Origin of the sequence: Mesorhizobium sp. M0040 (assembly GCF_040323505.1) — a bacterium.
GTDB lineage: Bacteria > Pseudomonadota > Alphaproteobacteria > Rhizobiales > Rhizobiaceae > Mesorhizobium.
Genome location: NZ_JAMYVA010000007.1, coordinates 14,047 through 27,010, shown reverse-complemented (window position 1 = coordinate 27,010; position 12,964 = coordinate 14,047). Strand labels below are relative to the sequence as shown.

Annotated in this window: 11 protein-coding genes; 3 read left to right on the top strand and 8 right to left on the bottom strand. The window is 63.5% G+C overall.

The window, feature by feature from the left end; genetic code table 11:
* Positions 1 to 15: 15 nt before the first annotated feature.
* The 3 genes from NKJ91_RS08570 to NKJ91_RS08560 all read right to left on the bottom strand — a co-directional run bounded on the left by NKJ91_RS08570 (position 16) and on the right by NKJ91_RS08560 (position 3,435).
* Positions 16 to 1,338: an NAD(P)H-dependent oxidoreductase gene (locus NKJ91_RS08570; RefSeq protein WP_352455175.1), complete on the bottom strand. Its 1,323-nt coding sequence runs from the start codon at positions 1,336 to 1,338 to the stop codon at positions 16 to 18.
* A gap of 214 nt (positions 1,339 to 1,552) precedes the next feature.
* On the bottom strand, positions 1,553 to 2,659 hold the full coding sequence (locus NKJ91_RS08565) for a mandelate racemase/muconate lactonizing enzyme family protein (RefSeq protein ID WP_352455174.1): 1,107 nt from the start codon (positions 2,657 to 2,659) through the stop codon (positions 1,553 to 1,555).
* Between the two features lie 50 nt (positions 2,660 to 2,709).
* Positions 2,710 to 3,435 carry a GntR family transcriptional regulator gene (locus NKJ91_RS08560; RefSeq protein WP_352455173.1) on the bottom strand — a complete coding sequence of 242 codons (726 nt, stop codon included), beginning with the start codon at positions 3,433 to 3,435 and terminating at the stop codon, positions 2,710 to 2,712.
* Between the two features lie 252 nt (positions 3,436 to 3,687).
* Between NKJ91_RS08560 and NKJ91_RS08555 the strand changes: the two genes are divergently transcribed.
* Together NKJ91_RS08555 and NKJ91_RS08550 are read left to right on the top strand one after the other, a co-directional pair.
* The gene (locus tag NKJ91_RS08555) at positions 3,688 to 4,308 is read left to right on the top strand and encodes a TetR/AcrR family transcriptional regulator (RefSeq protein WP_352455172.1); all 621 of its coding nucleotides are present in this window, start codon (positions 3,688 to 3,690) and stop codon (positions 4,306 to 4,308) included.
* Complete coding sequence (locus NKJ91_RS08550) at positions 4,250 to 4,768, top strand: cupin domain-containing protein (protein ID WP_084640922.1); 519 nt, start codon at positions 4,250 to 4,252, stop codon at positions 4,766 to 4,768. Before NKJ91_RS08555 ends, NKJ91_RS08550 begins: the two co-directional genes overlap by 59 nt.
* Before the next feature lie 319 nt (positions 4,769 to 5,087).
* Here NKJ91_RS08550 and NKJ91_RS08545 read toward each other — a convergent pair whose 3' ends face one another.
* Genes NKJ91_RS08545 through NKJ91_RS08535 form a run of 3 tightly spaced genes read right to left on the bottom strand, consistent with a single transcriptional unit; the run spans position 5,088 to position 9,704 of the window.
* Positions 5,088 to 6,242, bottom strand: coding sequence for an efflux RND transporter periplasmic adaptor subunit (locus tag NKJ91_RS08545; protein WP_352455171.1), 1,155 nt, complete (start codon positions 6,240 to 6,242; stop codon positions 5,088 to 5,090).
* Between the two features lie 16 nt (positions 6,243 to 6,258).
* The gene (locus tag NKJ91_RS08540) at positions 6,259 to 9,438 is read right to left on the bottom strand and encodes an efflux RND transporter permease subunit (RefSeq protein WP_352455170.1); all 3,180 of its coding nucleotides are present in this window, start codon (positions 9,436 to 9,438) and stop codon (positions 6,259 to 6,261) included.
* Complete coding sequence (locus tag NKJ91_RS08535; protein ID WP_031211028.1) at positions 9,432 to 9,704, bottom strand: hypothetical protein; 273 nt, start codon at positions 9,702 to 9,704, stop codon at positions 9,432 to 9,434. The genes NKJ91_RS08540 and NKJ91_RS08535 overlap by 7 nt, the downstream gene beginning before the upstream one ends.
* A 253-nt stretch (positions 9,705 to 9,957) precedes the next feature.
* Between NKJ91_RS08535 and NKJ91_RS08530 the strand changes: the two genes are divergently transcribed.
* Complete coding sequence (locus NKJ91_RS08530) at positions 9,958 to 10,539, top strand: TetR/AcrR family transcriptional regulator (protein ID WP_031211029.1); 582 nt, start codon at positions 9,958 to 9,960, stop codon at positions 10,537 to 10,539.
* Positions 10,540 to 11,086: 547 nt separating this feature from the next.
* Here the strand turns inward: NKJ91_RS08530 and NKJ91_RS08525 are convergent.
* Both NKJ91_RS08525 and NKJ91_RS08520 read right to left on the bottom strand, forming a co-directional pair.
* Complete coding sequence (locus NKJ91_RS08525; protein ID WP_352455169.1) at positions 11,087 to 12,109, bottom strand: LacI family DNA-binding transcriptional regulator; 1,023 nt, start codon at positions 12,107 to 12,109, stop codon at positions 11,087 to 11,089.
* Positions 12,110 to 12,168: 59 nt separating this feature from the next.
* Positions 12,169 to 12,963 carry an ATP-binding cassette domain-containing protein gene (locus NKJ91_RS08520; protein WP_023674040.1) on the bottom strand — a complete coding sequence of 265 codons (795 nt, stop codon included), beginning with the start codon at positions 12,961 to 12,963 and terminating at the stop codon, positions 12,169 to 12,171.
* Position 12,964 lies beyond the last annotated feature (1 nt).

The window sequence follows — 12,964 nt, the reverse complement described above, 5'->3', positions numbered from 1 at the left end:
GGAGATCCGGCGGGGTCAGGCTGCGTTTGTAACGAACCGTCCGTCCGACTGGTCGAGACGGCGGCGGATCTGGGTTATCACCATCGAATCGTCGGGTACACAATTTTCATAGGTCAGGAAGTCGCCGGTCTTGAGCGGCTTGACCACCTTGGCGCGTTCGGCAAGGCCGAGCGGCAGGGCGCCGCGGGCGCGCGCATCCCCCCAGGTCATGGCGAAGCCGCGGTAGTCATTCTCGCCGATCATGCCGAGCGACTGGCCAACGCCAAGATCGCTCTTGGCGACCGCCACCGCCTCGGCCACAGGATGGTCGAGCGGCTCCATGTCGGCCCGCTTGTAGACCACCGCGCGCGCCGCCGACAGCGGCACTTCCAGGCTGGTCAGATGATAGGGCCGGAAGATCGTGAAATAGGGGCCTTTGCCGACCTTGAGGTCGATCATGCGCTCCAGCACACGCGGATGCCGGGTCTCGATGATGCAGAACACGCCGGGCGCCACACCCTTGCCGATCGAGTAATCGACCACGCCCTTGCGATGCAGCACGCCGCCATCCTCGCGCGGGCAAAGCACGCTGGCCAACTCCTCCAGCGTCGCGGTCGGGCCGTGCATGCCCGGCACATCGGGCACTAGGCCGGTCGCATTGGCGATCGCCACCATCTCGATCGCCGTCTTCGAGCCGTCGACGAATTCGACCAGCATGCGCGCATTCATGTTGCGCTCGGCCGCCTCCTTCTCGTAGTCGGCCGGCTTGGCGTCGATCTTCAGCGGATTGTTCTTGCCCTTGCCGGCGGCGATGATGTTGAAGCCGAGGCTCTTGGCAAAGCCGATGATCTCCAGCGTGCAGGCCGGCTCGTCGCCGGCGGCACCGGTATAGACGACGCCAGCCTTGCGTGCCTCCTCCTTGAGGAAGCGGCCGATGGTGATGTCGGCCTCGACATTGAGCATGACGATGTGCTTGCCGTTCTTCATCACTTCCAGCGCGAACAGCGTGCCGATATTGGGATTGCCCGTCGCGTCGATGATGACGTCGATCCGGCCGGCCGCCGCCAGCGCATGCAAGTCTTCGGTCACCGCGATCTTGCCGGCCTCGATGGCGCGGTCGATCGCGGCCGCATTGCCGGCCTGCACGATGTCGGAACGGTCATGGCCAGCGAGCAGCGCCGCGTCGATCGCTGCCTGCGGCCTGACTTCGGAAATGGCGCCGATCCGCATGCCCGGCATCAGCGCCACCTGGACGACGATGTCGGTGCCCATCTGTCCGGCGCCGGCAAGCCCGATGGTGATCGGCCCCTGCTGTTCAGCGCGCTGCAGAAGTTCCGCTGCAAATTGCGGATGGGACATGTCGCTTCCTCCAGTTCCTGACGCGCCGCAGCGTCCAAATCAACGTTTTGAACATTTCTATTTGCAAATGAAAAATATTTCAACCGGCAATTGGGCATTGTCGCTCTGCAATCGGCCGAAGACGATTGGATGAGCGGTCAATCCACACGGCCGTGCCTCCGCAGTCAGAAGGACGCGCCATATTCAGGTTGATTGGGTGCAGCCTTGTTGCAGCTCAGCTGCCGATTTCGAAGAAGGGCGCACCAAGCAGGCCGGGAACGACATCGATGCCGAGGCCCGGCCCATCCGGAATGCCCATACGGCTTCCCGAAACCGGCGGCATGTTGGATGCGGTGCGCACCGTCACCCATTCGTGAAAGGCGATGGCGTGCAGCCGGCGCTCCTCCGGCGTCGACAGCGACAGATGCGCCATCGCCGATGTGTCGATCTCGGCGCCGCCAGTGTCTTCGACCGTGATCATGAAGCCGAGGTCGACGGCAAGGTCGCGGATCTGGCGCGTTTTGGTAACGCCGCCGAGGCGCGAGATCTTCAGCGTCAGCCCGTCGGCGGCGCCCTTGCGGTGGATGTCGAGCATATCGTCCAGCGAGGCGACGGATTCATCGAGCACCATCGGCTTGTCGAGCGAGCGGCGCACCGACAGGCATTCGTCGATGGTCGTGCAGGGCTGCTCGAACGTGTAGTCGATGGTGCGCGTCGCATCCACAAACTGGCGCGCCTGGTAAGGGGTCCAGCCGGCATTGGCGTCGCAGAAAATGACGGTGCCCTTCGGCACCGCGGCGGCAACGGCTGTGACGCGTTCGATGTCGTCATGGACGTTGCCGCCGACCTTGACCTGCAGCCGATGAAAGCCGTCCTTGACGATGCGCTTGGCGAGTGCGGCCATCGCGTCGACCGTGCCGTGGGTGACGACTTTGTAGAGTTCGGCCGTCTCGCTCTCGCGTCCGCCGAGCAGGGTGACCAGCGGCACGTCGGCGGCGCGCGCCGCAAGATCCGAGCACGCCATGTCGAGCGCCGACTTGACGTAGGGATGGCCCTTGAACACCGTGTCCATCAGCCTGTTGATACTGGCAAGCCCGCGTGGGTCATGGCCAATGAGATGCGGCGCGATCTCGACGACGCCGGCGCGAGTACCCGCAGCGAAGGCAGGCGAATAGAAATTGCCAAGCGGCGCCATCTCGCCCCAGCCGGTGAGCCCGCTGTCGGCGATGACGGCGACGATCACCGCGTCGAACGCATCGGCGACACGCCCCTTGGACATGCGGTAAGGCCCATCCACGAAGGGCTGCACGACATGGTAGGCCTTGATGGTTTTGATCTGCACGTGTTCTGTCCGTTGTCTGTGTTCCGGGATGTCCGTCAAATTTGTCGGGCTCAGCCGCCTCTAGGTCGGCCGGCACGATCGGCGCCGGCGCCCTTTGAGCCGCGCTGTTCCAGCCCGCGCGCATAGGCGAGCAGTTCTTCGAAATCCAGGTCGATATGGTCCTTGGCGTGGCGCTGTGCGGCGCGCATGTCGCTGCCCTTGAGCAGCCGAACATAGGTCTCGTGAGCACCTACGGCAGGCACCGGCTCGTTGCGCGCCCGCTGGTGCAACGCGAAATACATCTGCAGCCGGCTGGTCAGCCGTTGCCACGTTTCAAGCAGCACCGAATTGTCGGCCCATTCGTGGATCAGGCCATGCAGTTGCAGCGCCGTTTCGATCTGTCGCGTGGTGTCCAGGTCGCGCGTCGCCTGCTTCACCGCCGCCTGGCGCCGGTCGAGTTCGTCGAAGAAGCGCTGGTCGCGAACCGGCCAGGTCCGCTCGATGGCGAACTCGTCGAGCACCTTGTTGAGCGAATAGGCGTCGTCGATGTCCTTGGCGGTGACGTTGATGACGAAGGTTCCGGCGTAGGGAATGCTGGTCAGGATGCCTTCCTGCACCAGCTCGCGCATCGCCTCGCGCAGCGGCGCGCGGCTCACCCGCATCTGCTCGGAAATCCTGAGTTCGTTGAGCTTCTGTCCCGGTTCCAGCTGGCCGGTCAGGATCGCCCGCCGGAGCAGCCCCACGATCTCGGCCCTGCGTGTCGTATCCGCGATCGGACTGAAATCCAGCTTTGCCATTCGGCTGCTCCAGGGAACCGAAAGCAAGACAAGCAGATTGTCGACAATCTAACAAGAGCTGGATTCTCGATCCTGGAGGACATTGGCGCCCTTCCGGCCTCAGCCAGCCTGGCCATGCAAGCCGACTAGGTCCCGGCCGCTGAGCGTCAGCTGGCTTCTCGCAGCGGGAAACGGCCCGGTGCGTAGCCTTCGCAATGTCCATTGACGACTGGGAAGGTTTGTGTCACTAGCAGTGACATGAATTCACAAACGATGACTCAGAAATACGAGAGCCCGCTGCGGGCAGAGCAGGCGCAGGCCACGCGCGAGCGCATCCTCGCGTCCATTCGAACGATTCTGGAGCAAAATCCGTACAGCCTCCTTGGCTTCGATGAGGTTGCCGAGGTTTCGGGCGTAAACCGACGGACGATCTTCCGCCATTTCCCGACGAAGGAAGCGCTTTTGGAGGCCTTTTGGGCCAGCACCAATGCCTCTCTGGGAGTGCGGTTCTGGCCTGAGCGGGAGCAGGATCTGATCGATCTTCCTCCCGACCTTTTCGCCTCGTTGGACGCAATCGAAGGCGTAGTCAGAGCCTCGCATGCGAGCGCTACCGGGCGCGAGATGCGCCTGCAAGCCAATGGTGAGCGGCAACGTGCCTTTCAGAGCAGCCTTTCGCAAGTCGCAAACGGAATGGACCCGAAGGCGGCGCGCCAGCTTGAGGCCGTGATCCAGCTCCTGTTCAGCGCCACTGCCTGGCAGACGATGAAAGACTACTGGGGTCTTACCGGCCGTGAGGCCGGAGAGGCAGCCGCCTGGGCAATTCGCGCCTTGCTCAATGCGGCAAAATCGCAGCAAGGCGCTGTTCGAAAGGAAAAAGCAAGTGACTTGGCATAAGACCAAAGCGACGGTCCATCCGGCCGATTCGGTTCAAGGCTTCTGGGTGATGGGCGATCAGGTCGCTGTCCGGGCAAAGCTCGCTGGGACGGCACTCAACGTGATCGACGTCACGGTACCTCCTGGAAGCGGCACGCCGCCCCACACGCATCCTTCCGCGGAAATTTTCCGCATTCTCGAGGGCACCCTCACGATATGGACAATGATCGATGGGGTCGCGCAAGAATATGAGGTGGAACCCGGTGATGTCGTCACCATTCCGGGCAACGCGCCCCATGGCTATCGCAATGCTGGTCCCGTGCCGGTTATTTTCATGGCGATCGTCGACGACCAGATGATCGCATTTTTCGAAGAGGCTGCATCCAAGGACGCGCCCTCCGGCCCGCCGACCGCTGGCATGATTAACCGCGTGATCGAGCTTACCGGACGCCATGGGATCCGGATCCTGCAGGCGGCCTGACCGGCGAAACCGTTGCGCCAGGATTTGACCTGGAAGACGGTGCCTTATGCCGCCTAAATCCAGCAGTCCATCCATCCAGGTCGAAGCGGGCGTTCGCGCGAGTGATACGTGTGGCCGCGACAAGCCGTCGGCTGGATGGATGTCTCGTTTGCTGATCCACAAACTGCCTTCACAGTTGGAGAGCGCCTCTATGCTGCCATCGTCGCCAGAGCCGCCGTTCGCACTACGGCTTGAATCGGCCGTGTCGAAAACATCAGCAAAAACGGCGCCCTTGGCGTGGGAGCCGAGGGCGCCGCGGGACCGGACCTGATGGGGGTTATCAGGTGGCCGGTTTCTCGGGCAGCGGCGAGATCGGCATTCCCGGGCCGATCTTCTGCAGATTGCCGGTAATCACCCGGTCGCCTTCGGCCACACCGCTCAAGATGGCGACCTGATCGCCATTGGTCGGTCCGAGCGAAACGATACGCTGGTCGACCGTGTTGTCCTTGCCGACGACATAGAGGTATTTGCCGAGCTGGCCTGAGCCGAGTGCCGTCTGCGGTACCATCAGCGCATCGGGCTGCTCTTTGACGTGCAGCCGGACGCGGACATATTGGCCGGGGAGCAGCGTGAACTTGCCGTTGCCGATCGTCGCCCGTGCCGTGATCGTGCCGGTCGAGCGGTCGATCGTGTTGTCTATGAAGGTAAGATCGCCCTTCTGGCGCGGTTCCGTTTCACCGGGAAGCAGAACGTCGACGCTGATCGGTCCTGCGGCGCGGGCCTCCTCGATCTGGGCCAGGTCCGTTTCGCTCGGATTGAAGGTGACGTAGATCGGATCGAGTTGCACCAACGTGTTGAGCACCGTGCCGGCGACGCTGACCAGCGTTCCGACGGAAGCCTGGCTGCGACCGATGCGTCCCGCGAACGGGGCACGGATTTCGGTGTAGCTCAAATTGAGCTCGGCGGTCCGTACGGCGGCTTGATTCACGGCGAGCGAGGCCTGTGCCCCGCGCAAGGTGCTGGTGCGCTGGTCGAACACGTCCTTGGCGAGATAGCCGCTCTTGGCGAGCTCGCTGCCGCGCCCGAGATTGGAGCGCGCATAGTCGAGCGTCGCCGTGTCGCGCTGGACCTGCGCCTTCGCCTGCTCGAGGGCAGCCTGGAAATCCTCCGGCGCGATCTTGTAGAGAAGGTCGCCCTTCGCAACGTCGCTGCCGTCGGTGGCGACCTGCTCCTGCAGATAACCCGGCACGCGCGCCTGCAGCGTGATGCTGCGGATCGGCTCCACCCGGGCGGCGTAGTCGAGATAGATCGGGATCGTCTTCTTGACGACGCTCACCACCGGCACCGGCATGACAAAGGCTTCCGGCTTGGGTGTCGCCGCCCCGGCTGTGCCGGCGTTGAGGCTGAGGCTGCCCATGTCGAGCAGGTGAACGCTCGCCACCGAAATCGCCCCAAGGGCGACGGCCGTTCCCAGCGCGATTTTCCATTTACGCATGATCAATTCTCCAGTCCTATTCAGCCGCTTCGGCCAATGGCTCGAAGGCGGGTTCGGCAGTTGGTTGTTCGGTCGCTTCGGAAACCGGTTCGCTCTCGCTGCGGCGCTCGCGCAGCTGCTCGATCACCGCATAGAAGACCGGCACGAACACCAGCGACAGGATCGTCGCCGCGACCATGCCGCCAAAGACGGTGGTGCCGATCGACTGCCGGCTTGCGGCACCTGCACCTGTAGCGAACATCAGCGGCAGCACGCCGAGGATGAAGGCGAAGGCGGTCATCAGGATCGGTCGCAGCCGAAGCCGCGCCGCTTCCATGGCGGCGTCGACGATGCTGAGGCCTTCTTCGCGCCGGCGCCGGGCAAACTCGACGATCAGAATCGCGTTCTTGGCCGCCAGTCCGATCAGCATGACGAAGCCGATCTGCGAATAGACGTCGATCTGCATGCCACGCAGCCACAGCACGACGAACGCACCGAACAGTGCGAGCGGCACCGCCAGCAGCACCATGAACGGCATCGCCCAGCTCTCATATTGCGCGGCGAGGATCAGGAAGACGAAGACGATCGCGAGACCAAAGACGACGGATGCGATCGATCCCGCCTTGAGCTCCTGATAGGTGATGCCGGTCCATTCGTAGCCGAAGTCTCTCGGCAACGCCGTGGCAGCGGCACGTTCCATTGCCGCCACCGCCTGGCCGGACGAAAAGCCGGGCGCGGCGCCGCCATTGATCAGGGCCGACGCATTGTTGTTGTAATGTGGCACGGTCTCGGGGCCGACGACGGGCACAAGCTTGCCCAGCGTGCTCAGCGGCACCATCCCACCCGACGCATTGCGGACATAGAGCCGCGATATGTCGGCCGGACCGGCGCGAGAGTCCTTGTCGGCCTGTATCGTCACCCGGAAGGTGCGGCCGAACAGGTTGAAATCGTTCACATAGAGCGAGCCGAGATAGATCTGTAGCGTGTTGAACACGTCCGGCAGGTTGAGCCCGAGCAGCTTCGCCTTGGCGCGATCGAGATCGTAGTTGAACTGCGGCGTCGAGGTCGAGAACGACGAGAACAATTGCTGCGGGTTGAGCTCGGGCTGCTTGCGCGCCTCGGCAATCACCGCTTGCGTCGCATCGTTGAGCGCCACGCTGCCGCGGCCGGTCAGGTCCTCGACCTGGAACTCGAAGCCACCGGTGGTACCGATGCCTGGGATCGACGGCGGGTCGAAGCTCAGCGCAAAAGCCTCTGGAATTTGCAGCAGCTTGTTGCGCACGTCGGCGACGAGCTTAGAGGCGCTCTGGTCGGCGCCGCGTTCGTCCCATGGCTTCAGGATGGCGAATTCGACCGCCGAGTTCGACTGCGCGGCGCTGGTCAGGAAGTTCAAGCCGCTGATCGAGCCGACGATGTCGACGCCGGGCGTGTTTTGCAGGATGTCGCGCGCCTTTTGCGCCACGGCATCGGTGCGTTCCAGCGAGGCCCCGTCGGGGAGCTGGATGACGACGAAGAAATAGCCCTGGTCCTCGACCGGAAGGAAGGTCGAGGGCAGGCGCTGCCAGACGAAATAGGTCGCGACAAGTCCGGCCGCGAACACGCCGATCATGATCCAGCGCAGGCGGATGAGAATACGGACCCCATTCGCATAGGCATGCGCCAGCCGTTCGAAGCCCATGTTGAACCAGCGGAACAGCACGAACTGCGTTTCCGGCCGGTGGCGCAGGAAGGCGGCGCTGAGCGACGGGGTAAGCGTCAGCGAGACGAAGGCCGAGATGCCGAAGGAGATCGCCACCGTCAGGGCGAACTGGTTGTAGAGCCGGCCGGACACGCCCGGAATGAAGGCGACCGGCACGAACACCGCCATCAGCACGGCGGTCGTCGCGATGATCGGGCCGGTGACCTCCGCCATCGCGGTGCGCGTGGCAGCCAGAGGTTTGAGACCGGCCTCAAGTTGGCGTTCGACATTCTCGACGACGACGATGGCGTCGTCGACGACGAGGCCAATCGCCAGCACCATGCCGAGCAGGCTGAGCATGTTCAGTGAGAAGCCAAGCATATGCATGACGGCCAGCGTCGCCACCAGCGACACCGGAATTGCGATCGTCGGGATGATCGTGGTGCGCCAGCTTTGCAGGAAGATGAACACCACGGCGACGACCAGAACCAGCGCTTCGCCGAGCGTGATCAGCACGTCGTGCATCGAGGCCGAAACGAAACGTGTCGTATCGTAATGCATGGCGTAGCTGACGCCCTTCGGGAAACGGGCCGACAACTCCTGCATCTTGTCCTTGACGCGCTGCTGCAGATCGAGCGCGTTGGAGCCCGGCATCTGGTAGACCGCGAGCACCACCGTCGGGTCCTTGCCGAAGAAGGCCGACGACGAATATTGCAGCGCGCCGAGCTCGATGCGCGCAACGTCGCGCAGCCTGACCAGCGAGCCGTTGGCGGTATTGGCCCGCACGACGATGTCGCCGAACTCCTTGGGATCGCTCAGCCTGCCGACGGCGTTGACCTGCATCTCGAAGGCGGTGCCGGCCGGAGCCGGCGACTGCCCGATCTTGCCGGCCGCCACCTGGACGTTCTGCTCGGCGACGGCGTTCTGCACGTCGACGGCAGTAATGCCGAGATTGGCTAGCTTGTCGGGGTCGAGCCAGATGCGCATCGAATAGCGCCGCTCACCGAAGATCTGCACGTCGCCGACGCCGGGCAGGCGCTTCAGCGGATCGACCACCTGCAAGTAGGCGAGATTGCTCAGCGCGACCGGGTTGACGGAACCGTCCGGCGAGGTGAGGTCGACGATCAGGACGAAGTTCGGGTTCTGCTTCTTGATCGTCACGCCGCCCTGATTGACGATGGCCGGCAACGAGGAAGCCGCCTGCGAAACGCGGTTCTGGACGTCGACGGCCGCCGTGCTCAGATCGTAGCCGACGTCGAAGGTGATGGTGATCGTCGAGGAGCCGTCATTGGAGCTCGACGACGACATATAGGTCATCCCCTGGACGCCGTTGATCTGCTGTTCGAGCGGCGTCGTCACCGTGTCGGCGACGACCTGCGCGCTGGCGCCCGGGTAGTGGGCGCTGACCACGACCTGGGGCGGCGTGATGTCGGGAAACTGCGAGACGGGCAGGAGGAAATAACAGATCCCTCCGGCGAGCACCATGATGATGGCGATCGCCGACGCAAAGATCGGACGATGAACGAAGAAGTTTACCATGATATGCACGCCTCGCCCGATGCTCTGGCCCGGCCAAACGCCCTGGCCACCCTGGACAGCCGCCGGCTGCGTGTTGAGCCGGAATCTTCGAGAAAGCCGAAATCTTCAAGGCGGCGCGGCGCATTGCGGCGCTCGGCCTGTTCGTCCGCCAGCGCACGCAGCATCGCCTCGAAAGACCGCGGGTCGACGCGGTCGGCCTTCATCAGCATGCGGATCATCGGATCCCTTACGACTTCATCGATCGTCAGATCATTGCGCTGCGACATCGAAGCGGCTCCTGGTTTTTGGTGATCCGCGGCAAGCCGCGGATCTGGTGTTTTCTTGCTCGCCGGCCGAGGCCGTGAGGTGCGGTTCGTCCCCTTGCCGATCGGGGCGGGGCTGATGGCTGGCACTTGCGAGTTTGACATGATGCAATGCGGGTGTTACAGGTAAGTAACATCTCTAACGTTACAGACCGGTAACACCCTAGTCAAGAGGTGCACCGAGGGAATTTCGGGAAACGCAATCACGGAGGTTTTGATGACAGACGGTGTTGTGGAGCGTGTTCGCCCCCGGGACAGGATCCTGGAGACGGCACGGGACATGTTTCACAAGCATGGCATTCGCGGCGTCGGCATCGACGCCATCACCGAGGCCGCCGGCACCAACAAGATGACGCTCTACCGGCATTTCGAGTCCAAGGACGACCTGATCATCGAATGTCTGCGGGCGACCGCCTGCAGCGCCAACGCGATGTGGGAAAAGTTCGAGGCCGAGAATCCGGGCGACAAGCTGGCGCAGCTGCACGCCTGGGTCCGGATGGCGGCCGATTGCCTGATGTCGGATCGCCGCGGTTGCGACATGGCCAACGCCGCCATCGAGCTGAGCGAGGCCGATCATCCGGCAAGGCAAGTGATCAAGGAACTCAAGGAAGCGCAGCGCGAGCGGCTGGTCTCGCTGTGTCGCGATGCCGGCATCGGACAGGCCGAGCTTCTTGCGGACACGCTGTCGCTGTTGCTCGAGGGCGCCCGCGTCAGCCTGCAAAGCGTCGGCGCCGAGGGCCCGAGCGCGCAGTTCGTCCGCATGGCGGAAGGCCTGATCACGTCTTTCAGGGCCAGATAGTCTCGCAAGCGGCGAAACGATACGTGGCGTTTCGATTGCGGGCCGCGCCGCCGGGTGATGTCTCGTCCCATCGCGATGTGCCATCTCGCGTCTCCTGTGCCGATCCTCCGCACCATGGCCGGCGCGGCGTTGATTGCTGGTCGTGAGGCAGGATAGGGCCGCCGGCGAACCGGTGAGAGTGACAAGTGTGACAGGATTCTGCCCGACAAGCCGCGGCGGTCGCAGCGAAGCTCATCGATCCGCGGATCAGCAATCGTGTCCGGTGCCAGTCACGATCCCAGCATCGCCCGCTATCCCGGAGCCGGAACAAAAAAAGCCCGCTGCCGGGAGGAGGTGGCAGCGGGCTCGATTTCGAATACGGCACGGGAGGAGGTGTACCGCACTCAGCGTCGGCATCGCATCTGGGAGGAGTAGATGGCCGACACCTGCGAAACTATCGATTGCCCAATGATTCGGCAACCACAAAAGTTGCATAGGTGATGTGCAGATTTGCGGTATCAACCGAATTTTAACGATCCACTGGCCCGAGCCATCGCCTCGCGCGACATCACTGCACCGGGACATTTTCCTTGAAGATCAGGCGCGGCTCGATGAATTTCCGCGTCAGATAGGGCGCCGACGAGGCGATCGAGCCGAGCAGGCGAATGACCGACTGTTCGGCAATCAGCCGCGCATTCTGGTCGATGACGACGTCGAGCAGATCGTCGACCAGATAGCCGCGTGTCTCGCGCGTCAGATCATGGCAGATGAACACCGGCTTCGTCTGCGGCCTGACTTCGAGCAATGCTTTTGCCACGCCCGAGCGCCCGGCGCCGATACAGTAGATGCCGAGCAGCTCCGGCTCGTTGTGCAGCGCCTTCATGGTCGCGGTATAACTGACCTCCGGCTCGTCGTTGATCTCCACGGCGCTGGTGACGGTTAGGTTGGGGAACTCCTCGCCGAGCACGGAGCGAAAGCCCATCTCGCGTTCCTCATGGCCGCGGTAGGAGCGTGAACCGACGACCATCGCCAGATGGCCCTGGCGGCCGCCGAGGAACCGTCCCATCAGCAGCGCCGCGGTGCGGCCGGCCACCCGGTTGTCGATGCCGACATAGGCCGAGCGGGGCGCGCCCGGAACATCGGACACCAGGGTGACCAGGCGGATGCCGGCCTCGACGATCTCGCGCAAGATGTTGCGCGTTCTCGGATGATCGATGGCGATGACGCCGACGCCGTTCGCCTTGAGCGAGAGGTTTTCGACGGCCGCCTGCAAGGCGCTCGGCGGGATGCCGGCGAGCTTGTGGATGCGGCAGGAGGCGACCAGCGGCAGGCGCGCCGCATAATCCTCGATGTGCCTGGCCAGATCGGCCATGAAGGCATTGCTGCCTATCGGCAGGAAGAATTCGAGATGCGCCGGCCGCGACGGCAACGCGACCTGGTCGACGACCGGCAGATAGCCGAGCTGCTTGGCCGCCTCCATCACGCGCTGCCGGTTGGCGGCACTGGCTCCCGCCCGGTTGTTGAGCACACGGTCGACCGTCGCGGTAGACAGGCCGCAGCTCCTGGCAATATCCGAAACGGTGGCTTTCATGTCGCAACCATGTGGCGATGCGATCCAGTGCCTCGACGATCAGGCCGACCCCCGGCTGCTCAGCCGGGCCGTTGCGTGCCCTCGACCAGCGCGTCATGGATCTCCTTGTCCGACATGCCGGTGATGACGCGTTCGACTTCGGCGACGCTGGTCTTCTTCGGGTCGATATCGTCGGCGACCACCTTGCCGCGGCGCATGACGACGATGCGGTCGACCACCTGAAAGACATGATGGATGTTGTGGGCGATGAAGATGCAGGAATGGCCGGAATCGCGGGCGCTGCGCACGAAGCTCAGCACGCCTTGCGTTTCGGCGACGCCGAGATTGTTGGTCGGCTCGTCGAGGATGATGAGGTCGCTGTCGAAATGCATGGCGCGCGCAATCGCCACCGCCTGCCGCTCGCCGCCGGAGAGCGAGCCGATCGGCGTCGTCGGCGGGATGTTCTTCGAGATGCCGACCTGCTTGAGCAGATCGCGGGCAACCACGTTCATTGCCTCCTGGTCCATCCGATTGAGGAAGCGCGGCGGCTTGATCGGTTCGCGCCCGAGAAACAGGTTGCGGGCGATCGACAGCTGCGTAACCAGCGCCGAGTCCTGGTAGATCGTCTCGATGCCATGGGCGATGGCGTCGCTGGTACTGCGCAAATTCACCTTCTTGCCGCGGATGAAGATGTCGCCGCTGGTCAGCGGGACCGCGCCCGACAGCACCTTGATCAGCGTCGACTTGCCGGCGCCGTTGTCGCCGAGCAGGCCGACGATCTCTCTTTCGTTGACATGGAAATTGGCATCAACCAGCGCCTGCACGCGCCCATAGGACTTGCGGATATTTTCCATGCGGACAAGCGGTTCGGCCATG